The sequence below is a fragment of the Halioglobus japonicus genome (genome assembly GCF_001983995.1).
In the GTDB taxonomy this organism is placed as follows: Bacteria; Pseudomonadota; Gammaproteobacteria; order Pseudomonadales; family Halieaceae; genus Halioglobus; species Halioglobus japonicus.
In genome coordinates this window covers 1,809,662-1,832,330 of sequence record NZ_CP019450.1, presented here as the reverse complement: position 1 = coordinate 1,832,330, position 22,669 = coordinate 1,809,662, and the positions used below count along the sequence as shown (strand labels likewise).

The window sequence follows — 22,669 nt, the reverse complement described above, 5'->3', positions numbered from 1 at the left end:
ATAACCCGGATTAAGCACCGGGTTCTCGCTATACGGTTGCGTGTAATCCTGGCTCGAGCAGCGCGAGACGATAGGCCTCGTCATGTTTTTCGGCCAGTACCGCAGGATCAAATTTTTCGGCCGCAGCAGGTACCGCTGCATGCAGTGAAGCGTAATAGTCAGCATCTCCCGCCAGGCGCGCCATTTCACTTGCCAGACGAGCGATATCAATTTCGTGGTCATCCAGGGGGACCACCGCACCCGCTGGCCCCTGACTGCTGTCCAGCATACGCGAAATTTCACCCAGATCAGTGGCCAGATAAGGCACGCCTGTCTGCAGGCATTCAATAATCACCAGAGGGAAACTCTCACCGCGGAACTTCGACGGCAGAAAGCCCACATCGGCCACGGCAAAGTAGCCGCGCACATTGCGCTGAAAACCTTCCAGGTGCACGTAGTCTGGCAGCTCACTGGTCGCAAGACGATCGTATTCAGGGCCGTCACCCACCAGCAATAGATGGATATCACGACCGCTTTGCTCGCGCGCGACGCCGGTGGCGGCAATAGCCTCAGCCCAGCCCTTTTCCGCCATAGCCCGGCTGACGAGCGTAAAGACAAACGCGTCTTCGGGCAGCCCGAGCATCTCGCGGCTCAGCGGCTCGAAGTTTTCAAGCTCCAGGGCGTTGTCGATACAGCTGGTACGCGCGTACTGCAGCAGACCGTGGCTATTAATCGCCTCCAGGTTCTTCTCGGCAACATATATCAAGCGCGCACTGCGCTTGACCAGGCGCGGAAGAATGGGCCTCAGGTCATATTCGTTAATAGTCTCGTACATGCCGTGCAAGGTCACCACGGTCTTGCAATCTACATCTTCCGGCAGCAAATCGAGAATCGTGCTATCCATCCAGGCATGGTGTGAGTGCACCAGATCGATGTCGAAATCCTCAATAATCCGCTCCAGCTGGCCGAAGTCGGATACGATGGGAATATCCTTGCGAAGCTTACCGTACACACCCTCCATCCGCGGTTCACGGGCGCAGTCCAGGTAGGTCACGTTATATCCATACCGCTTCATGATATTCGCCAGACTAACCGGGAAGGTTTCTCCACCACCCGAGCAGAACGCATAGGATGCCATTAGCAGGTTGGGCGCTCTCTGCTCGGCCTCGGACGCTATGCGGGCCAGGCTGTAGCAGTTCTCCAGAGCCTCATCACTATAATCACCGCGTGTTTCGCGCCAGTGAATCTCGAGATTGTCACGCAACTGCTCAAACACGCTGGCCGGGACATCGAAATAGCGCTGCACAGTCTTGGCGACCAGCTCATGCTCACGATAGAAAGCGTCCTGTGAATAGGAGCTGACCGACGTATTCTGCCCGTGAATCCGATAGTAATTACAGGCCTCCGGGGAATAGGCCAGCATCCCGCCACGCATCAGGTGCAGGTACAGTACCCAGTCGCCGCAGGTGCGCATTTTCCGCCACTCGGGATCGTCGAGAATTTCCAACTGCCGCGGAGTACGGAACAATGCCGAGCTAACATTTGGCACGATGTTCTTAACTGCAAAGGCCTCACGCACAATAGCCGGCCCTGTTTCGATAATCGGCGCGTTCCAGCGCTGCGGATCGATATCGTGCAGGTACTCGTTGATCGACCAGATCTGTCTTTCACCGTCACCGTCCATAAACACGGTGCGCGCATAGGCCAGGGTAATGGCCTCGTTTTCGAAATACGGCACCAGCGTTTCGAGAAAATTCTCAGTACACCAGTCGTCACTTTCCGCTATCCAGACGATGTCGCCTTTGGCCAGATTAAGCCCGCGCTCCCACTGGTGGAATACACCGCCAGAGTTCTGCTCGTTGATGACCAGCGTGGATTTATCGGGATAGCGATCGTGAAATTCCCGCAGCACTCTGGCACTGTCATCGCTGGAGGCGTCGTCCAGCAGAATGACCTCAAAGTTTTCGTATGACTGGGAGAAAATGGACTCTAACCGCAGCGGCAAGTACGGCGCGTGATTAAAGTTGGGCACAATCACAGATACCAGCGGCGCATATCCTTCACTCTGCTCCTGCTGCTGGTAGCGCATAGGGGTTAGCAAACCAGGACTCGCAGACGTGTGCATGTCACGCGCTTCCACCTTGGTCAAGCGATTGGCCAGCCGGAAGAACGGCCTTACCAGACGACGAATAGTCCAGGCCAGCGCCGGATAACGCAGACTCATGCGGTGATAGATCAGGATAGCTTTTAATCGGAACTGCACCCATTGACTGGCGCTCCAGGCCCTCAGGCGCTGAATGCGGAAACTCGCGCTCCGCAACGGGCGGGTCAAACGCCAGGAGCTGGAGTGTTCCATCTCGTGAATGCGTTCACCGAGGTAGTCACGCTCTTCACCCAATACGGTGATCTCGTTCCCCAGCTCATCGGCCTTGCGCGACCACTCTTCGACCTTGCCTGACCATTCCGCCCTGCTCTCTTCCAGGGTCGTCTCCAATTTGCCTATGTTCGCCCAGTGCTCCTCGGCAACCTGGTTAACCCGGGTAATTTCAGTGCGCTGCTCGCTCAATTGTGACTTGAGCTGGCGGGTGCCATCCTGCAGGCTCTTTACCTCCACCTCCAGCGGCTCCAGCACTGCCTGGTGGTCAAGGCGCATACGCTCCGTATTGTCATTCAATTCGCGTGCCTGCGCTTCAAGGTCGGCGATGACTTCCTCACCGCGCCTGCGCTCCAGCCTGTCGTCTCTACATGCCTCGCTTAATCGCGACAGTGCAGGGCTGACCGCTGCCACCATCGCCGCCCGGGTTTGCGAATCGCTGGCGATTGCAAGGCAGGCATCTACCAATGCCGGGGCATGCTTACCCGTATCGAGAACCGGATGCAGAGTTGATTCGTATGCAAGCACCTGGGGAAGCGTTGCGCGAACCTGCTCGCGAGCATCGTCACTGGCGCTGCTGCGATACAACGCGCTGTCGACAAACCCTTCACAGTAGTCGCGGACGCTGTCGGAATCCGCCTGCAAGCCGGTGAAGGCCGCCAGCCCTTGCAGCACTTCGTCAGGGCTCGTCATAAGCCCCGCGTAAGACACATAATGAACCGCGTCTTCGCGGGTAGCCGCCATCGCCTGGGCCGTTAGCGCAAGCCACAGTGCAGCGCCCTCGGCCAGTTCTCGGCCGAATTCATAGAAGTCCAGATTCGACTGTGCCCGGCTACGCTGCGAAAGCGCGACTTCAACCGGGTCGCGCAGCGTATGAACGTAGAAGGTATTTTCCGGGGCAACGCCAGCTGCAATGAACACCGGTTTCCAGAAATCCAGCAGCTGGCAAATACGGGGGTCTTTGAGAACGACAGCCTCAGCCGCGCCGTAAATCTCAGTAAACAACGCCCTGGCTTCCTCAGCCCAGTCATCGAGCCTGGCAGCGGCGATAGCCTCACTGCCCTCGAACAAGGGATTGTCCCAGCTCCCCCCCAGGTGATTGAGCAGCCGGTCATTAAAAGCAACGATATCGGGGTGTTCGAAAAAACCTTTGCTGTTCTCAGCATTGGCATAGTGCTCACCCAGGCAGGCACTCGCGCCTAGGGATTCTATCGCAGCTGCACAGAGCGACGTACCAGAGCGGTGCGCGCCCAGCACCACAATCAGCTTTTCTGGGTTGGACATATATTCAGAAACTAGGACAAAGAGCGGGAATTAACCATTAGTTATGCCCACGCATTATACGCAAACTGCTTAGATTTTCTTTAACAAAGTGGCGGCAAGAAGCCCAAAATTACCCCAACTGGTTTGGGCATAGAACCCACCGCTGCGCAATGCCTTCATTCGACTGAGCACTCCACCTTCACGCATCTCAGTGTAGACCTCTAAAAGGCGTTGATTTTCATCGGTAAGCAAGCCCCTGACAGACGAAAGCGCTTGCAGATTGCGCGCATTCCATCCTCGATTGCGGCCTGAGAGAAAGCAGAGGTAGCGTTGGCTGCGGTTGAGCATGCCCGTATTGGCACCAATAGAATTGGCGCTGTGCTGTCGATAGGAAAGAGACGGCGACGGATCGTAGATAACCTTGCCACCAGCACCGGCCACCAGCAGATAGGTCCACCAGTCGTGGCTTACCACGTCGACCACACCAGCGCGCTGCAGCAGTTCATGAGCAGCCCTGTTAAAGACCATAGTGTTGCCGCCACCGATATTGTGGATCAGCGCATTGGCAAAGGACGGCGGACGCGTGAATAGCGGACTATTCCCCTCAATATCACCTCTCTCCGAAACCGTCCTGGTGCGACCGCAGTAGAGCGCGGGTTCTCGCGCGTCCAGCCGGGAGAGATGCTCGAGCGCCCGGGCCAGTTTGTCACTGTCCCAAAGGTCATCCTGGTCGGCGTAGGCAAAGTAGTCAGCATCAATGCCGGGCGCGCATACCAGCGATAGAAAGTTGGCTGCGTGCCCGCGTCTTGGCCCTGCCCTCACCTCGAGCGGCAGCAAGGAACCTCTGGCATAGCGCTCCAGCACCTCAAGTGTGTTATCGGTGGAAGCATCGTCCGACGCAAAGACAGCACCGGAGTAACTGTCCGGGATTGCTATGGAGTGCAGTTGCTCCGCCAGATACCGCCCCCCATTGTAAGTACATAGAAGGACGGCAAGGCGAGGCAGCTCCAAGATCACTGCTGTGGTTGGTAAGGCGCCAGAACGCGAGTGACGACCTCTTCGTCAATCATGACATCGTCACTAAAATTAAATTTGGTAACAAAGTCCTTCATAGAGAGCTTGATGAATTCGTTTTGGAGATCAGTCACGATTTTGCCAGCAACCTCTTCAAAAGGCTTGTAGCTTTTTTCCTGAATACCGTCGAGGCGAATGATGTGCAGGCCAAACTGGGTTTGAACCAGGTCAGAATAGACACCCACGCCCTGAATTGCGAACAATCCTTCCACGTAAGGGGCACTCACACCTGCGTCACCGTACCGAATCCAGCGGTCGAACTTGCCCTTTCGCTGTGAGGCACCGGGCTCGTCAGAATGAAGCGTCACCATCTCTTCAAAATCGGCGCCAGCACGCAGTTCATCGAGTACGGCCTGAGCTTCTTCCCTGACCACATTGCGGATGTCAGCAGATGTTCCAGGCCGAACCTCAAAAAGGATATGAGACGATAGTCGGGTTTCTGGAACAACCGCATATTTGTTTTTATTAACGACGTACTGCTCTCTAGCCAGATCGGTAAAATCTGGACTCTCGATGCTGTCTTTGTAGGTCCGCAGTACAAAGTCACGCTTGAAGCCCTCAAGCGCATGCTGGTATTGATAGTACAGCTCGGGGTTATCGCTCACGAGTTCATCCGCCTCAGCGGCAACGCGCTTGTTGGCCATCATCAAATTCAGCAGCTCCAGGCGATCGCCTTCATCCTCAGCGGCGACGCTGCGCATTTGGCCTGTCCATGTCGTCACAAGATACGCCAATTCCTGTTCTGTGATCACCACATCACCGTCCTGTACCGCAACCGGGTTGTCTTGCTGGGGAGAGGCCGATGCGGTTGCGGACAGAAGAACAAGCAGCTGCAGGACTGTTATCTTGAGTAATTTCATTGTTAAACCAATCTGTTTCATAAAAGGGGGGTACAAAAAAGCCGACACCCGAAGGCGTCGGCTTTTGAAGCGAATAGCCTACAGCTTAGCTGGCGGACTGTACGCGGCTGTGCTCTACGATGCGGCCGTAGTTTGCAGCAGGCAGGGAAGCGAAAGCACGCTGCCAAGCTACGAAACCAACAACTGCAGCGTCGCCTTCAGCGGCTCCACAAGTGTAGGGATCTTCGGTGGAACCAGGTGCAAATGCAGCCAAATTCCAATCACACACCATCAGCATGCCATCAGCAGGCTCAGTCTCAAGAGACGCCCAACCAAAGACTGCACCGGGAGGAGTCGCCAGGCCAGTGATCGCTACGGGAGCGTTCAGTACAGGAGTCTCGCCCCACTGGATTACGTTAACCTCGTAAGGCAGTTCGAGAGTTGGAGTGTCGATGGGAGGCTGAGGAGAAACTACCAGCTCGCCATCTTCAACCACGATGCCCTGCTCTTCACGATCGTAAACAGTGATAGCAGCGGTCATGGGGATGTCACGGAAGTCACAAGGAGCCGCGGTACCCAGAGTTAGGTCAGACGTACGCTTACAGTCAACGTCTTCGTCAACCAGGCTAGTCAGGTAAGTCGGCAGAGACAGCATGGCGTACTGGCCGGGGTAAGTGATAACCCAGTCAGTGTCGACGGTGAAGTCGCCAGCAGAGTTCTTGGACCAGTCGTTGATCAGCTGCTCTGCAGCCAGGATGCCACGTAGTTCGTTGTACTTGCCACGGCTCGCGGGATCAGTCAGCGGTACACCACCGTTCAGGTCGGGGTAGTCAAAGCCGGACAGGTCGCCGGAGAAGATACCTTTTTCCTGGTTGGTCATAGCAGGGGTGTCAAGGAAGCCAGCAACGTGTACAGCGTTGTCGCCGAATTCAACACCAGTCTCATCTGACTTAATGAAGTATGAAACCTTCAAAGAGTCGGGAGACGCTACGTAGGTCGTTACAGGATCGTTGGTGGCGCTAGGAGTGGAGTTATCCATCGTGGTGAAGTGGTTAACGTTACCGTAGTCCTCACCTTCCATGTCGAAGAAGTTTTCGCGAACCGCGTCGCAGTCTTCGGGAATGCCGTCGCTATCGTGCAGGGCGTTGACAGCCAGGTTCATGTCTTCATCTTCGGGAGAACCCATGGAGATGATTTCGATGTAACCAGTGTCGGCGTCTGCACGGTAGATGCCAGGCATTGTGAAAGTGTTGCCGTTCATCGCAGGCACGGTACAGCTGTTGTCGTTAGACGTCCAGGTGATATCGTCGCCAGCAGCGGACAGGAAGCCGGTGTACATGTCGTAAGGAGACAGTACAACGTTAAAGTCCAGAGCGTCCATGGAATCAGTCGCGCGACGGAAGCGGAACTTGATGACCTGGGTCTGGTTAGCAGTGTTGATGATATTTACGCCGGTGGCATAGCCTTCCAGTACTGTGTAGTAAGGAACGATAGCCAGGTCGCCAAGCTCAGTCGCAGATGCGTAGGACTGTGCATTCGCAACACCTGCGTAGCCAGCGGTTGCAGTTGCAACTGCAGCAGCGAGGCCGAGAGGCTTAAAGTTTGCGTTCATAGGAGACTCCTAATGTTTAGTCTTGTTTACAACCTAAAGTAAAAGTTGCTAGCGCTATTATTGCTAGCTGCAGCCAGCTGTCAACTTACATAAACAGCTAATAATTGGCACTAAACCACCACTCACCGTCGACAAGGATCCACCTTTCGTGCAGTTCGCGTGGCATCGCACCAATCGCTTTAGCCGCTGCAGAGGTTTGTTTGGTAGGTGAGGACATGACCCGCACCACCACACTTGCCACAGCTGCAGAGGGATCATAATTGGTGACTTCCAAACCTGTCAACTCCCAGTTAGCCGTATATGAAAACTTTTTTACATACAGGTGTTTAGGAAAAACTTCTCGGTAAGCGGGCGAGGTGTATTCCCAGGCCTTTTCCCAGTCGTGAGCAATCCTGGCTCGCCACCGTTCTTCGACACGAAGTTCAAGCGCATTACGCTGCGCATCAGTGAGTTCCGTTGACTCTTCAATGGGCTGATCACAGGCCACTAAAAAGGCGGGAAGCAGCAGCATCAGGGGCCGCATAATTTTGGCTAACATACTGTTTTTCTTGATCATTTAAGTGGAAAGGGGCGCGATTATACGCGATGAAATAAAAAATTGATATGTGAGCAGTGCTCACCAAAGGCTGACCGTGCACAGTTATGGGGCAGAGACGTGAATCGGTGCGGATCAACCGCGGCTTTCGTCCACCGCAAACGAGTGAGGAAGGCCGAAGAACCGGTGGCGATCATCGCCGCATGAGCGCGATAATCGCCGATGTGTAAAAAAATACCAATTTATCTTCTAGGGCCTTACAGCGGCCCGGTTTCGGGTTCAATGAGATCCAGATTACGGATCCGCGAACGAAGCTCTTTGCTGACGTCGCGCAGCTCGGATTCGTTGTAGATTGCCTTCGGGGTGATAATCACGAGCAGCTCGGTACGGTCTGTGGTGTCGGTGTCGGTGCCGAACAGGCTACCCACTACGGGTATGCTATGTAGAAATGGAACACCTTGCGACGCCGTCCCGGAGTTTTCACGGATCAGCCCACCCAGCACCACTGGCTCACCGGAGCGGACAGCGACCCGGCTCTGTATATTGCGCTCCAGAAAGCGGCGCTGGCCGGAGGCATCGTCAATCGGGCCGACATCAGTAACAGACTGCTCTACATCCATCGTTACCAGACCACCGGCATTGACCGACGGTTTTACTGTGAGCTTCACACCCGTGTCGCGATAGGATATCGACTGGGTTACGCGGTCATTATCGGTGGCCAACGACTCTGTCTGGGAATCAATAATCGGCACCTGCTGGCCCACGTGAATATAGGCCTCGTGGTTATCCAGCACCATCACTGATGGCGTGGAAATGATATTTAGCAGACTTTCCTTCGCCAGGGCGTTAAGCACTGCACTCACCTGCGCGGCACTATTTGTGATGGTGTATGAAAAACCAGGAACAATCGAGGCTGGCGAATTTGCCCCCTCAATACTTGAGAGAAAGCCAGTGCCACTGTAATCACTGCCAAGGCTGTTCTTAAAATTCCATTCCAGGCCATAGCTGAGCTCGTCAGTGAGGGTGACCTCAACGATGCTTGCCTCAATCATGACTTGAGTCGCCACTACATCCAGTTGTTTGAGCGCGGCTTCGATAATCCGGTACTGCATCGCAGTAGCGAATATCATCAAGGAGTTGTTTTCTTCATCGGCGACGACGCGCACATCGCCAACCATCTCTGCGCCGCCCAGACCGCCACCGGCGTCCATGGAGATACTGGAACTGGAGGTCGTCGCGGCTGCACTCCTACCCGTATTGCGCGTACTGCTGCGGGTACGGAAACTGCTATTTGAGAGGCTGCCACTGCGGGTAGAACCGAGATTCTCGGACGTCAGCCCAGGTGCAACGCCACCGGCATCACCCACCCCTTGGTTGTTTTGACGAGGGCTGCTCTGGCCCATGTAGAGGCTATTGATCAGGTCAGCAAGGCGGCTGGCCGTGGTGTTCTGAACGGGGTAAACGAACAATCGCTGGGAAAGCTCTGAATAGTGAGCCTCATCCAGGCGCTTGATCCACTCCTGTACAGTATCGAGATAGTGGGAGCGCGGCGTCACAATCAGAATACTGTTGAGGCGCTCCACCGGCACCACACGAATCAGATCCTTGAGGTTACTACCCTCGCTGGACAGCAGGGTCTCCAGGGCCGTATTAACCTCCTCTACGCTGGAGTTCTCCAGCGGGAAGAGACCCACTGACATGCCCTGCAGCTGATCGACATCAAAGGTGCTGACGATATCTAGCCAGCCATCCAGCTGACTGCGCGTACCTGCCAGCATCAGCAGATTGCGGCTGGTATCGATCCGCACAAAAGCAGATTCTTCCGCGACCGGGCGCAGGATTTCCGCCATATTATTGGCACTGATATAGCGCAGCGGCACGATAATGGTGGAGTAGCCGGCTGCGCTGTTGCCTGCATTCGAGACAGTGGGATTGAGTTTGGTACCACGCCCAACACCCGTGACGAGATAGCGGCCGTCGCTGTCCCGTATCATGATCGTGTTGTTCGCCTTGAGTAGCGATTCCAGCACATTCAGCAACTGGTCGCGGGGAATCGGCGTGCGCGTGCGCAGGGTCACCTGCCCCTGGATCTGGTGATCCACGACGTAGTCGAGTTTGAGGATATCGCCCATGATGGCATGGGTAACCTCGGAAAGCGGAGCCTGCTCGAAATTCAAGCTGACATCGTCGCCCAGGAAGCGCACTGCCTCCTCCTTGGCAGGCAGCCTGACCACTCGATCGGTACCCTTGTAGACGACCGCTTCTCTTTCTTCGCTGGATTCCTGCTCTCCCAGTTCCGCGGCTTCGGCAAGATCCTCGGCCGTTGTGGCCAATTGGGGCTCGGCGGACGAAGGCGCCGAAGCGCTCTCTGTATCCGCACTTTCATCGAGGGTTGCACAACTGGCTAGCGCCAGTACCAGCAACATCGACAAAGAATATCTCACTGTTTTCATCCCTATAGGCCTTTGATTTTTAGTCTGTTTCACTTCTTATCGCCCTGTCTGTCGCGGTCCCCACCGCCCAGTCCCAGGCTTGATCGCGCAGCGCTTCCGCCAGATGCGGCGCGCTGCCGCCGCCCTTCTGATGGGGGCGTCCCTGCTTTGGATGCAGCGTTCTTTTTGTTACCACCGTTTCCGGCAGATTCAGTCACCTGCGCCACGAGTTTGCCGCGCTTGAGCTCCAGAACCGCCTCCCGGGCACCGTCAACCAGGCGTACCTGGGTCGGCTCTACCGAATCCAGTGTCCATCCGTTCACATCGTCACCGACCATCAGGCGGCGTTTCTTGCCCTTGGCCAGAACAATAATACCAGCGTCCTCGCCAGCGCCGAAGACACCCTTGAGCGTTACGCCCTTAAGTGGCTTTGCCTGAGCGGCAACCGGTGCTTCCTCGACCACTTCAATAGCGACCGGTTCCAGCGGCGCCCGACTCTCCCAGAACAGGGGGCGGGCTTGAATTTCTTTACGTTGCTCAAGTGTCGGTTCACCAGCATCGCTGACGGGAGTCACCAGCAGTGAATCACTGGAGGGCGGAATGGGCGCAGCCAGAGCTGGCGACACCGCTCGGTAGCCACCCCAGATCAACAACAGCAGCAGCATAGCCGCGCTGACCAACAATACCAGCTCTGCACGCCGCTCACTGCGCAGGGGCTCCTGGGCAATCGAATACCGCTGTCGCAAAGACATCATAGCAATGCCCTCAGCGCGACCAGTTCAATGGTGGCCGTCACCTGTTGAGCCTGTGGCGCCCCCTTACTACGGCGCTGGCGTGTGGGCCAGGTATCGAGCATCGCCAACGTCACCCGCGGGGAGAATTCCATCAGTGAAGCCAGCGCTGCATCAAAAGCAGGCATTTCTCCGGCCACCGTCAATTTCAGACTGATGTAATCAAACTTTTCTTCTTCCCGCACCGGCAGCAGCTGGCTATTGCTCACGGTCAGCCCGGCGGTGGCCATCAATTGGCGAATATCTTTTTGCAGTGACGCGCCCGCTGAGGCAGCGTCGATGGTGGGCGGATAAACGAGGCTGGAAATCTGATCCTGCACGGTTCCTGCCGATGCACTGAGTTCACCCTCAAAAGCCTGTACGCCCTGCATGCGAGCGATGCGGGGTTGCAGGCGCTCAATATCCTCCTGGTAGGAGGCGCGAAGTCCCCAGGCATCAAAAACCAGGCTAAGGTAGATAAGTACCGGAATCAGCAGAGTTGCGCCACAAATAGCCGCACTGCGTTGGTGTGTTTTCACCCAGGCAATCATTAACCCGGTTCTCCCATGCTGATTTTCAGGTGGAACTGCTCTTTTTCCTGGCCCGGTGCGCGGCGAATAGGGCTGGCGGCTGATACAGAGCGGTAAACGCCCTGCTCCGTGAGCAACTGCATGAGGCTCGAGGCATCGACGGCCCGGCCCCGCAGATCAATATTCGTCCCGTTCATCGAAAACCGTTCAATATAGGCGTCATCGCCGACCAGTGCAGTTAAGCGCGCCAGCTCCAAATGTGCACTCGGATGGGCAATCTGCAACTCATTGATAACAGCAATAGCCTCGTTGGCCTGCCCCAGGGCAGCGCGCATTTGCGAGGCATTGGCTGTGTCGCGCTGGGTTGTCTGGGCAATTTCCTGAACAGCGCCCAGCTCGATATTCTTAAGACCCGCCGATATCGCGATAGCCAACAAAAACACCAGTGCTGCGCCACCGAGCAAACCACTGACCCACAACAGCCGGCGACGATAGCGCTCCAGTCGCTTACCTTCGCCAAAGCCTTCGATCACCACTTTAACCCCGTTGCTATTCACCCAGAGTTCCTGGGCGTGAGGATCGTGACTGCCATATTGCTGAGCCACATAAGTCATGGCAGCACTGCGGGAAACAATCGCCAGAGCCACCTGCAAATTCTGCTCGTCACGGCCCACAACACGCCACCCATAGGCGGTATCGTCGGCGGAGAAAGGGCTGTTGGCGTTGACTTCGAGAGCGATGACAGACGGCAGCTCACTCTCAACGGCCAGCGGCATGCGCAGCAACCGATCGAGCACCAGGTCGTCGGGCAACAGTACCGCGCTACATTGGGCGGACACATCATCACAGACGTCGCCGGCTTGATAGAAGGACACGCCATCTGCTGACTGCAGGCGCACCGCTTCATCCAAACGGTGTCTTACAGGAGAATCATACGCCCATAGAAAATCTCGCCAGGCAGCACTGAAATGCCGCCCCACGTTGCGCATATCGTAGCCGAACAGTTCCCAATTCTGTTCCGACTCAAACATCAATCCGTCTCATTTATTCTCTATCCCGTATCCCTGCCTCCACCACTCTGGGAGGTTCGGTACGCACCACGCGCCACGGCAGAGCCGACTTATTGCCGGGAGTCATACTAATCCAGCGGCGCCGCAACCAGGTACGACCACCATACTCTACCAGAGCGTCTGCGCGGTAAGAGTCTACTCCTCCACCTCTCCTGAGACCCGCGTTTGCGCCGTCCGTTCGTGCCAAATTTTCACGTCTGTCCCGGAGCATTTTGGCGCGCCCTGGATTCACATCATCAAGCAAGCCCATGATCGCCTCAGGTGAGGAGTTCCAATCTATCCCACCAGAGGCCCAGGGCCCGACCACGACATAATCTCGAATGGAATCCAGTAGGCCACGTGTAACCCCGTCTACCCGCAGCAAATCTTCGGGCGCATAGAAACGCTTTGCGCTGGCAACGCGCAGATTACGACCAGTCACCTTTGGCTTGCGCCACTTTACCACATTGTCTGCCAGTATTTGCGCATCGCCGGGGTCAATCGCACCGCCGATCGCGAACAGCCCCGCGAGAATTTTATCCGGTGCATTGTTGAGGTTGACGAGACCATTCGAGGGAATCAACTGCACCTTGACCTGCACATCGCCGAGCGAATGACTGCTCTGCGTCACAACCGGTTGCATTGCGCTGCCCGTGCGATTCTGGGTAAGTTCAACCATTGCCAGAGAGATTGCCCCATCCCCTACAGCGACGGCCTTGGCTCGGGCCAGATGTAACTGGGTCATGCCGGCATCCACCCTTGCTATCGACACAATCCCTGCGACCAGCAGGGACATGCCCGCCAGAAACCAGACCACCAAGGCCAGCGCGACACCCGCCTGCTGCCTTTTCATCGCTGCACCTGCATGATCAGCGGTGGCCAGTATCGACCGCCGGACTTGATGTTCAACCTCACCAGTGCCGGGGCCACGTTTTCCTTGTCCCAGCGATCAACCCAGTCCTCCTTGAATTCAGGGCGAAAAGCCAAAGTAAATTCCTCTACCCCAGCCAACAAACCTCGCGATGGGCTTTCATCCCACTTATCGGGGGCATCGCCGGTTTCAGTCGGCTCTGCCCAACGCAAGACCAATTCGTCGCCCTCAAGCGCCAGTCGCACAACATGTGACCCGCCGTAAGCCTCTCCAAAGAGAATGGTCGACTTCCATTCAACGCCACCATCACGGAGGCGGAAATAAGTTGAGTCACGACCACCACCACCCAGCGTGAGGCCACCTCTCTCTTCACCCACCACGGCGGACTCCATCAGATCGCGCAAAAAGCCGCTGAGCGTACGAATTTCATCGACGCGTTGCGTCTTTCGCTCCAGTGCTACCTGGGTATTTCCCAGCGTGCGCAATCCAGTCACAACGGCCAGCATCACCAGCGACAAAATGCTGATAGCCACCATGACTTCCACCAGGGTGAAACCCTTTGCTCGGTGCGGTGAAGTGGTCATCGATAAGCCTCGACCACAGAATCGAGAACAATTTGCCGAGTCTTACTGCCATCCGCCCAAGTAACAACGACCTTAAGATCATGAAGCTGAGCGCGCATCCGACTACCACGCGCCTGCTCGCGCAATTCGCTACTCACTTCCCAGCGATATCCGCTCGCAGTTTCACCGGCTTCGCCGACGCCACTGGCGGGCACCTGCGCATTTTGCGCCAAAAGCGAGCGCGCCAACTCCACCCCATAGGCATAGCGTTCTGCAGTACGGACATTGCGCGTAGCGCCCGTGGCGGCCTGATAAAGTGCGCCCAACGACAGCGATAAAATGACGATCGCCACCAGCATTTCCAGCAGCGAAAAACCGCGTGCATCAGGGCGCATCAAACGTCTCCTGACTCACACCACCAAGCAGCCAGTCCACTGAGATTCTTACGCCGCGCCCGGTGGGCGACTCAAGCACGACATCGCCGCCACTGGAATTGCCTTCTGGATAGAAACGGATAATGCCGATGCCCTTGCGATTGACCTCGGCCGCGGTAGATACCCCGAGATTAAAGCCTTCGGGCAGCGGTTGCTGGTCATCGCCGAGGCCAAAGGTCATCCGCTCCGGGTCAAACGCAACATCCAGCGCCTGGCCGGTATCGAGGGCGCGCTGGCGAGCGGTACCCAACGTGGTGATGACGTCACGCACCGCCTGACGATATTGAACAGATTCGTAGAAATTAAGTGTGGCAGGTACCGACACTGCCATGAGCAGGCCGACGATGGCGATAGCCACCAGCAGCTCCACCATAGTGAAACCAGCGCCCGGATTGCGATTCGTCGCGAGGTTCATACCCGCCAGGCGCCGGTTTTGGATTATTGCTTCCAGTTACCCACGTCGCGATCTTCACCTTCACCGCCCGGCGTACCATTGGCGCCGTAGGTAAAGATGTCGACCTCGGCGTTGTCACCGGGGTACTTGTAGTTGTAGGGACGATTCCAGGGATCCATGGGCACGTCGGATTTGAGGTAGGGGCCATTCCAGCCGGTGATGCTGCCGGGCTTGCTCACCAATGCCTCAAGGCCTTCCTGAGTCGAGGGATAACGGCCGACGTCCAATTTATACATTTCCAGCGCCTGCTCCAGGTCCTTGATCTGGATGCCTGCGGTCTTGGTTTTTGCCCCGCCCAACTGGTTGAGTACATTGGGGCCTACCAGCGCCATCAACAGGCCAAGAATAGCCAGCACCACCAGCAGTTCCATCAGGGTAAAGCCGCTTTGAAGGCGCCGCCCCAAGCGAGCTTGCTTGTTCAGTTCCATCTTTTTTTTCCTCTAAATGGCCAGGTTATTGACCGACATAATGCCCATTAGAATGGCAATAATAATAATCGCGATGACAAATCCCATGGTGAGAATCAGGACCGGCTCCAGCAACGCCAGACCGCGCTTAACGCCGGACTGCACGTGATCATCGAACACCTTGGCGAGTTCCAGCAACATCGTATCAAGGCTGCCCGATTCCTCGCCCACCCGCACCATCTGTATCACCATGGGCGTGAACTTACCTGAGTCTTCCAGGGCTACCGACATCCGCTGGCCGCCCTTGACCGCAGGTGGCAGCACCTGCAGGGAATCGCGCATGACCCGATTGTCGACGGTATCAATCGCGATGGATATTGCTTTCAGCAGCGACACCCCATTGCCCAGCAGGGTTCCCACCGTTCGAGCGAACTTCGACATCTCAAATTCGAAGACGATCCCGCCAGCCAGTGGTAATTTTAACATCCGCTCATCCAGCGACATCTTGCCCGCATCAGAACTGGCCCAGTTGCGAAACGCTATACCGCCACCGACAACCAATAGCGCCAGCAACCACCCCCAGGACTTGATGAAGTCGGCCCCCGCAAGCACCCACTGGGTGAGTAACGGCAATGCGTCGCCCATATCCTCGAACAGGGCCTCAAACTGGGGCACAACAAAGCCGAGCATGAGCACTACAGACAGCACGGCAACCACCAGCAGAATAGTGGGATAAATAAGTGCAGAAATGACGCTGTCGCGATTGGCCTTGGCGTTTTCCAGATATTCGACCAGACGATCGAGCACCGCAGACAGCTGACCGCTGGCCTCGCCCGCTCGCACCATACTGATGTAAAACGACCCGAAGACACTCTCGTGTGGCTCAAGCGCGGCACTGAGCGGCTTACCGCCCTTCACGTTTTTGAGCAAATCCTGCAGCAGGGCTTCCATGGCAGGATGCGACGCCATATCAATCAGCACCTTGAGGGCGCGATCCAGCGGCAGGCCGGCGCGCAACAGCACCGCCAGTTCGGTTGTCATCGACAGGACTTCCTGCCTGCCAGGGGGCTTGGTCGCTACTTTCTTGGCGGAACCTGCCAGTTTGTCGCCGGCTTCAAGCTTGAGCAGGGTCAGGCCCTGGGCTCGCAACTGGCGTGACGCCAGCTCCAGGCCATCGGCTTCTACGAGGCCATCGCGAGGCTTGCCGTCGCGTCCGACCGCCTTGTAACTATAGGTTGCCACCGCTTAAATCACCGCCTGCTCGACATCCAGGCTCTCGACAGCGGCGACGTCCTCGACAACATCATCGCTCTGATCCTGGGTGACACGCAGCACCTCTTCCATAGATGTGAGCCCTTTCGCCACTTTGCGCAGGCCGTCTTCATACAGCGTATACATACCCTGGCGTCGTGCCGCCGCATGCAGCGTGGTTGCGTCGGCGCCCATCATAATGACCCGGTGCATTTCATCGTCCAGGGGGAACAGTTCGTGAATAGAGGTCCGGCCGGAGTAACCGGTATGCATGCAGTGTTCACAGCCCACCGCCTGATACACCGTTTTCTGGCCAGGCTCGAGGAATGCGGCAATCCCCGACGCCTCCATGTCCGCACTGCCCAGGGGAACTTCTTCCTTACAGTGACTGCATAGAGTCCGCACCAGGCGCTGCGCAAGTACCCCATTGACTGACGAGGTAATCAGATATCGTTCAACCCCCATGTCCTCGAGGCGAGTAATGGCACCTGCCGCGGTGTTGGTGTGCAGCGTAGAGAGCACCAGGTGACCGGTAAGCGCAGACTGCACGCCGATTTGTGCTGTCTCAGTATCGCGCATTTCACCAATCATGATGATGTCCGGGTCCTGACGCAGAATAGCTCGCAGCGCCCGCGCGAAGGTGAGTTCAATCTGGGCCTGAACCTGTATCTGATTCACCCCCTGCAACTGGTATTCGACCGGGTCTTCAACCGTGATGATCTTGAGCCGATCGGAATCCAGTGATGCCAGCGAGGCGTAAAGCGTTGTGGTCTTACCTGAGCCAGTCGGACCGGTCACGAGCAATACCCCATGGGGGCGGGCCAGCAAATCCTGATACTTGCTCAGCGTATCTTCCGAGAAGCCCATGTCGGGCAGACTCAGGCGAATACTCTCGCGATCGAGCACACGCATGACGATGCTCTCGCCATGCACGGTGGGAATAGTGGAGACACGCAGGTCCAGTTCGTGGCCTTTGACGCGAGTCATAATCCGGCCGTCCTGGGGCAAGCGCTGCTCGGCAATATTCATATGTGACAGCAGCTTGATACGGGATGCGATCGCGGCAGACAGATTGGCAGCCGGGGGATCCGGGTGATCCTGCAGAACGCCATCAATGCGGTAGCGCAGATGCAGCCCGTCTTCGAAGGGTTCAATATGGATATCCGAGGCCTGCATGTCCACGGCCCGGTGGATAATCTGGTTCACCAGACGAATGACCGGTGCTTCACTGGCGAGATCTTTCAGGTGCTCGATAAATTCATCGTCACTCTGCCCGCCAAACTGGTCGAAGACCTCGTCTTCTTCACTCTCGTCCTGCTGCAAATACAGCTGCAGGGCACGATTGATGTCAGATTCCAGCCCCAGGGATATGTCGACCGGGCAATCAAGTGCCATACGCAGCGCCTTCGCCAGGAACGGGTCCTGGGGAACAGCCGCGGCGAAGCTGACGCCGGCATCGCTTTTTGCCAGCGGCACCACGTGGTGGCTGAACATGAAATCCTGAGCGAGCGCGTCTAGTTGCACGGGTTCCTCGGGGTAATCCGAGGCGCTGAGCAGGGGGATGTCAATCTGGGTCGAGAGCACATTGGCAAAGTCGAGCTCAGATACCAGTCCGAGTTTGACAAGGACCTGGCCAAACATTTCGCCCATTTCACTCTGGGCGAGCAGTGCCCGCTCTACATCGCGCTCTGAGAGTTTTCCCTGCTCTACCAGCAATTCGCCGATTTTTTTCATTGTGCTCCAGGCAGCTGTTTAAAATTTCATCAGCGCGACCGGAAAGCGGCCACCCCGGATGGAATGGCCGCCATTGTAGCAGTAGATGCAATGACAATGGGAGGTATCAGGCGACCTCGAACAAGCCTGCAGCACCCATGCCGCCACCAATACACATGGTGACAACCACGTATTTTGCTCCGCGGCGCTTACCTTCGATCAGGGCGTGACCGACCATGCGCGCCCCGCTCATGCCGAAGGGGTGGCCAATAGCAATAGAGCCGCCATTCACGTTCAGCTTGTCATTGTCAATGCCCAACTGGTCACGACTGTAGATAACCTGACAAGCAAACGCCTCATTAAGTTCCCACAGATCAATGTCATTAATGCTCAGGCCGTGGCGTTTGAGCAATTTGGGTACGGCGAACACAGGACCGATGCCCATCTCGTCGGATTTGCAGCCAGCCACCGCCAGACCACGATAAATACCCAGTGGGGCCAGCCCCTTCTGCTGAGCCAGTTTGCTGTCCATAACTACACAGGCTGAGGCGCCATCGGAGAGCTGGGAGGCGTTGCCCGCCGTAATAAAGTGGCCTTCTTTCACCCATTGGCCATCCTTGAAGACCGGCTCCAATGAAGCCAGGCTTTCCAGAGTCGTACTGGGGCGGTTGCAGTCATCACGGTCCACCACCGTTTCCTGGAAGGTCGTCTCCTTGGTCTCGCGATTGAACACGGCCATGGTGGCATTCATAGGCACAATTTCATCGGCAAACAGGCCGGCTTCCTGGGCAGCGGCAACGCGCTGCTGGCTCTGCAACGAGTACTCATCCTGGGACTCGCGGCTGATGCCGTAGCGATCGCTGACCACCTCAGCGGTTTCCAGCATCGGCATGTAGGCCGTGGGGTCGATAGCGGTAACAGTCTCAGAGACCGCCTTGTGGGTATTCTTGTGCTTGGTCTGAACCAGCGAGATGGACTCCACACCACCGGCGACAGCAATGTCATACTCATTGCACATAATGCTCTTGGCGGCAGTGGCGATCGACATCAGGCCGGAGGAACACTGGCGGTCCATGGACATCCCTGCCACTGTTTTAGGCAGGCCACCGGCAACGCCGCACAGGCGGCCAATGTTGTAACCCTGGGTACCCTGCTGAGCGGCGGCACCGAAAATACAATCGTCGACTTCAGCGGCGTCGATACCGGCCCGCTCTACGGCAGCGCGCACGACGTGACCACCCATGGCCGGCGCTTCAGTATTGTTAAAACCACCGCGGAATGATTTAGCCAGGCCGGTGCGGGCGGTGGATACGATAACTGCTTCTCTCATGGTTTTCTCCCCTTGAGATAAATGGATCAGGAACGCTGACTGGACACAGAGACAATCTCGCCAGTCATATAACTTGAATAATCGGAAGCCAGGAACATCATGACATTGGCGACTTCCCAGGCCTCTGCTGCGCGACCGTAGGCCTCTTTGGACTCAAGCTCCTCGAGAAGTTCCTCAGAGGCTGACTTACGCAGCATGGGATGCAATACAATCGACGGCGATACAGCGTTAATCCGCACGTCAAACTCTGCAGCTTCCAGCGCAGCGCAGCGAGTCAGCGCCATAACACCGGCTTTGGCCGCGGCGTAATGCGCCTGCTCTTTTTGTGCCCGCCAACCCAGCACCGAAGCGTTGTTAACGATAACACCGCCTTCGCCCCGGGCCTTCATCACCTTCATCATGTAACGCGTCATCCGCATGGTGCCGTTAAGCGTGACGTCAATCACCTTGTGCCACTCGTCGTCTTCCATATCGATCAGCAGCTTTGACGTGCCTAGGCCGGCGTTGTTAATCAGGATATCAACCCCGCCAAGTGTTTCCTCGGCAAAATCGACCAGCGCCTGTACATCCTCTTCTACGGCGACGTTACCGGTCTTGCCATAAACCTCGGTCAGACCTGTATCCTGCTTCAGCTTTTCGACCGCTGCTTCCAGGCGCTCCTCGTGGATATCGCTCAGCACAATGGCGCGGGCGCCCTCCTCTGCGGCCTTGGTTGCAGCAGAAAAACCAATGCCAGCACCGGCTGCTGCGGTAATCAGTACAGACTTACCTTTGATCAGGCCATGCCCGGGGACATACTCCGGCTTTTTAAGACTCATACTGCTTTTCCCTTTGGTTCCTTGGGCATGCCCAAACCGCGCTCGGCGATGATATTTCTCTGGATCTGATTGGTGCCGCCATAAATCGTGTCGGAGCGCACAAATAGATACATGGACTGCAGGCGACTCAGCTCATACGGGCCGCCCTCCAGAATCTCACATTCAGGGCCCATCACATCCATAGCGAGTTCACCCAGACTGCGGTGCCACGTAGCCCAGAACAACTTGTAAATCAGCGCTTCCTTCTGCAGCGAACCATCTGAGCCACTTTGGCCCGACAACATACGCATGGCGTTGTAGCGCATGATCTTGAGTTCAGCGTGTGCCTTGGCAATTCGCTGGCGAATCACAGGGTCACTGGCGGCGCCATTGGATTTCGCAACTTTGACGACTTCATCCAGCTCGTTCTGGAATTGCATTTGCTGGCCCAGGGTGGAGACGCCACGCTCAAAGCCGAGCAGCCCCATGGCCACCTTCCAGCCCTCGCCGGGCGCGCCAACTATATCTGTGGCGTCGCATTCGGCGTCGTCAAAAAACACTTCGTTGAATTCGGAGGTGCCCGTGATTTGCTCAATAGGACGAACATCGATTCCCGGCTGATCCATTTTGATCAGGAAGAAGCCCAGGCCCTTGTGCGCCACAGAATCCGGGTCTGTTCGGGCGATGACGAAACAGTAGTCGGACTCGTGAGCCAATGAGGTCCACACCTTCTGTCCATTGATAATCCACTTGCCCTTTGCTTGGTCAAAGCGGGCCTTGGTTTTCACGTTTGCCAGGTCTGAACCGGCGCTCGGTTCCGAGTATCCCTGACACCACAGCTCAGTACCGGCCACAATACCTGGCAGGTACTTACGTTTCTGCTCTTCGGTACCAAAGGCAATAATGGTAGGACCGGCCAATCCTTCGCCAATGTGTCCTACGCGGCCCGGCGCACCGGCGCGGGCATACTCTTCAAAAAAGATGACCTGCTGCTCGATACTGCAGCCGCGACCGCCGTGCTCCTCGGGCCAACCCACGCAGGTCCAGCCGCCCTCGGCTAGTTTCTTTTCCCAGCCCTGACGCTCTTGCGGATACATGTGCTCATCACCAGGGCCGCCGCGATACTTCAGTTTCTCAAACTCACCGGTCAGGTTCTGGCTCAACCAGCCAGCAATCTCTTCACGGAACTTTTCATCTTCCGGGCTAAAACTCAGTTTCATGCCGCGTCCTCCGCGTCCAGCAGTTGTGCGGCCAGGCGCTCGCGATGCTGCGTACCATTACCCAATAACTGTTCGGACGACTTCGCTCGCTTGAAATACAGGTGCACGTCGTATTCCCAGGTAAAACCAACACCCCCATGCAACTGCAGCGTGTCACCGGCGATAGCGAAGTAGGCATCGGAACAATAGGACTTAACCACGCTCGCCGCCTCGGGCAACTCCGCAGCCAGCTCTGTGCCTTGCAGTGCCTCCTGTGCAACACAGGCGGCGTAGTAAATCGCCGAGCGCGCTACTTCGGTCAGCAGCATCATGTCAGCAGCCTTGTGCTTCACGGCCTGGAAGCTGGCAATGGTACGGCCAAACTGGACCCGCTCACTGGTGTATTCAACCGCGCTATCGAGCAACTGCTGGCAGCCACCAACCTGCTCTGCCGCGAGCGCAATGGCCGCCAAATCCTGCACCTGGCTCAGCACTGCCCAACCAGAGCCGGCGTCACCCAGCAGGGCATCGGCTTCGAGGCGCACGCCATCCAAAGACAGTGCCGCCTGCTTGCGTGTCTGGTCCATGGTGGGCAGCCATTCCCGGCTCAGTCCCGGGGTATCTGCGGGCAACAGGAAAAGACTGATACCGCTTTCTTCCTCACTGCCTACTTCACGAGCAGCGACCACAATCAACTGTGCTGTATGGCCGTCGATCACATAGCGATAGCTGCCATCAAGAACATAGGCATCGCCGTCGCGTCGCCAGGTGGCTGTCACCGACTCCGGTCCCCAACTTGAGACGCCACCATTGCTGGCGATGGTGGCTGTGAGCCCACCTTCACAAAGCTTGCCCAGCCAATGCGTTTTTTGCTCATCGCTGCCGGCCAGCAGCAACGCATTCGCTCCCTGGCAGACCGTGGCAAAAAATGGTGAACACAGCAGATAGCGGCCCATTTGTTCCATCATCGCAACGACTTCGACATACCCCAGCCCCATACCCCCGTACTCTTCGGGAATGTGAATAGCCTGCCAGTACATTTCGCCGCAGATACGCTGCCATAGCTCGGCGTCATAACCGGCTTCAGTGGCCATCGCTGAACGCACGGCCTCGCTGGTAGACACCTCAGCAAGGAAAGCCTCCGCGGTATCGCGGATCATTTCCTGCTCTTCAGTAAATGCAAATTCCATCGT

General features: G+C 56.6%; 20 protein-coding genes. All 20 read right to left on the bottom strand.

Features of this window, described 5'->3' with window-relative positions; genetic code table 11:
- Positions 1-28 precede the first annotated feature (28 nt).
- On the bottom strand, positions 29-3,637 hold the full coding sequence (locus BST95_RS08635) for a glycosyltransferase (RefSeq protein ID WP_084198923.1): 3,609 nt from the start codon (positions 3,635-3,637) through the stop codon (positions 29-31).
- A gap of 69 nt (positions 3,638-3,706) precedes the next feature.
- A complete protein-coding gene (locus BST95_RS08630) occupies positions 3,707-4,627 on the bottom strand; it encodes a glycosyltransferase family 2 protein (RefSeq protein ID WP_205737358.1) in 921 nt (306 codons plus the stop codon).
- Between the two features lie 2 nt (positions 4,628-4,629).
- Positions 4,630-5,550 (bottom strand): peptidylprolyl isomerase, encoded by a 921-nt coding sequence (locus BST95_RS08625; protein ID WP_169843888.1) that lies wholly within the window; start codon positions 5,548-5,550, stop codon positions 4,630-4,632.
- Positions 5,551-5,635: 85 nt separating this feature from the next.
- The gene (locus BST95_RS08620) at positions 5,636-7,141 is read right to left on the bottom strand and encodes a hypothetical protein (protein ID WP_084198921.1); all 1,506 of its coding nucleotides are present in this window, start codon (positions 7,139-7,141) and stop codon (positions 5,636-5,638) included.
- A gap of 97 nt (positions 7,142-7,238) precedes the next feature.
- Positions 7,239-7,679 (bottom strand): hypothetical protein, encoded by a 441-nt coding sequence (locus BST95_RS08615; RefSeq protein WP_084198920.1) that lies wholly within the window; start codon positions 7,677-7,679, stop codon positions 7,239-7,241.
- 254 nt (positions 7,680-7,933) lie between these two features.
- Positions 7,934-10,129 (bottom strand): type II secretion system secretin GspD, encoded by a 2,196-nt coding sequence (gene gspD / locus BST95_RS08610; RefSeq protein ID WP_084198919.1) that lies wholly within the window; start codon positions 10,127-10,129, stop codon positions 7,934-7,936.
- A 29-nt stretch (positions 10,130-10,158) separates the two neighbouring features.
- Positions 10,159-10,863: a hypothetical protein gene (locus BST95_RS08605; protein ID WP_084198918.1), complete on the bottom strand. Its 705-nt coding sequence runs from the start codon at positions 10,861-10,863 to the stop codon at positions 10,159-10,161.
- Positions 10,860-11,417 carry a type II secretion system protein GspM gene (gspM, locus tag BST95_RS08600; protein ID WP_169843887.1) on the bottom strand — a complete coding sequence of 186 codons (558 nt, stop codon included), beginning with the start codon at positions 11,415-11,417 and terminating at the stop codon, positions 10,860-10,862. The genes BST95_RS08605 and gspM overlap by 4 nt, the downstream gene beginning before the upstream one ends.
- Before the next feature lie 11 nt (positions 11,418-11,428).
- Complete coding sequence (locus BST95_RS08595) at positions 11,429-12,439, bottom strand: PilN domain-containing protein (protein ID WP_084198917.1); 1,011 nt, start codon at positions 12,437-12,439, stop codon at positions 11,429-11,431.
- A 13-nt stretch (positions 12,440-12,452) separates the two neighbouring features.
- Complete coding sequence (locus BST95_RS08590; RefSeq protein WP_084198916.1) at positions 12,453-13,310, bottom strand: type II secretion system minor pseudopilin; 858 nt, start codon at positions 13,308-13,310, stop codon at positions 12,453-12,455.
- The gene (locus BST95_RS08585; protein WP_084198915.1) at positions 13,307-13,912 is read right to left on the bottom strand and encodes a prepilin-type N-terminal cleavage/methylation domain-containing protein; all 606 of its coding nucleotides are present in this window, start codon (positions 13,910-13,912) and stop codon (positions 13,307-13,309) included. The genes BST95_RS08590 and BST95_RS08585 overlap by 4 nt, the downstream gene beginning before the upstream one ends.
- On the bottom strand, positions 13,909-14,286 hold the full coding sequence (locus BST95_RS08580; RefSeq protein ID WP_082850218.1) for a type IV pilus modification PilV family protein: 378 nt from the start codon (positions 14,284-14,286) through the stop codon (positions 13,909-13,911). The genes BST95_RS08585 and BST95_RS08580 overlap by 4 nt, the downstream gene beginning before the upstream one ends.
- On the bottom strand, positions 14,276-14,740 hold the full coding sequence (locus BST95_RS08575; RefSeq protein WP_084198914.1) for a pilus assembly FimT family protein: 465 nt from the start codon (positions 14,738-14,740) through the stop codon (positions 14,276-14,278). The genes BST95_RS08580 and BST95_RS08575 overlap by 11 nt, the downstream gene beginning before the upstream one ends.
- A gap of 23 nt (positions 14,741-14,763) precedes the next feature.
- On the bottom strand, positions 14,764-15,207 hold the full coding sequence (gene gspG / locus BST95_RS08570) for a type II secretion system major pseudopilin GspG (RefSeq protein ID WP_084198913.1): 444 nt from the start codon (positions 15,205-15,207) through the stop codon (positions 14,764-14,766).
- Positions 15,208-15,219: 12 nt separating this feature from the next.
- On the bottom strand, positions 15,220-16,428 hold the full coding sequence (locus BST95_RS08565) for a type II secretion system F family protein (protein ID WP_084198912.1): 1,209 nt from the start codon (positions 16,426-16,428) through the stop codon (positions 15,220-15,222).
- A 3-nt stretch (positions 16,429-16,431) separates the two neighbouring features.
- On the bottom strand, positions 16,432-18,171 hold the full coding sequence (gspE, locus tag BST95_RS08560) for a type II secretion system ATPase GspE (protein ID WP_084198911.1): 1,740 nt from the start codon (positions 18,169-18,171) through the stop codon (positions 16,432-16,434).
- 106 nt (positions 18,172-18,277) lie between these two features.
- Positions 18,278-19,480 (bottom strand): acetyl-CoA C-acyltransferase, encoded by a 1,203-nt coding sequence (locus tag BST95_RS08555; protein ID WP_084198910.1) that lies wholly within the window; start codon positions 19,478-19,480, stop codon positions 18,278-18,280.
- Between the two features lie 26 nt (positions 19,481-19,506).
- Positions 19,507-20,298: an SDR family oxidoreductase gene (locus BST95_RS08550; RefSeq protein ID WP_084198909.1), complete on the bottom strand. Its 792-nt coding sequence runs from the start codon at positions 20,296-20,298 to the stop codon at positions 19,507-19,509.
- The gene (locus BST95_RS08545) at positions 20,295-21,497 is read right to left on the bottom strand and encodes an acyl-CoA dehydrogenase family protein (RefSeq protein WP_066058196.1); all 1,203 of its coding nucleotides are present in this window, start codon (positions 21,495-21,497) and stop codon (positions 20,295-20,297) included. Before BST95_RS08545 ends, BST95_RS08550 begins: the two co-directional genes overlap by 4 nt.
- On the bottom strand, positions 21,494-22,666 hold the full coding sequence (locus BST95_RS08540; RefSeq protein ID WP_084198908.1) for an acyl-CoA dehydrogenase family protein: 1,173 nt from the start codon (positions 22,664-22,666) through the stop codon (positions 21,494-21,496). The genes BST95_RS08545 and BST95_RS08540 overlap by 4 nt, the downstream gene beginning before the upstream one ends.
- Between the last annotated feature and the right edge of the window lie 3 nt (positions 22,667-22,669).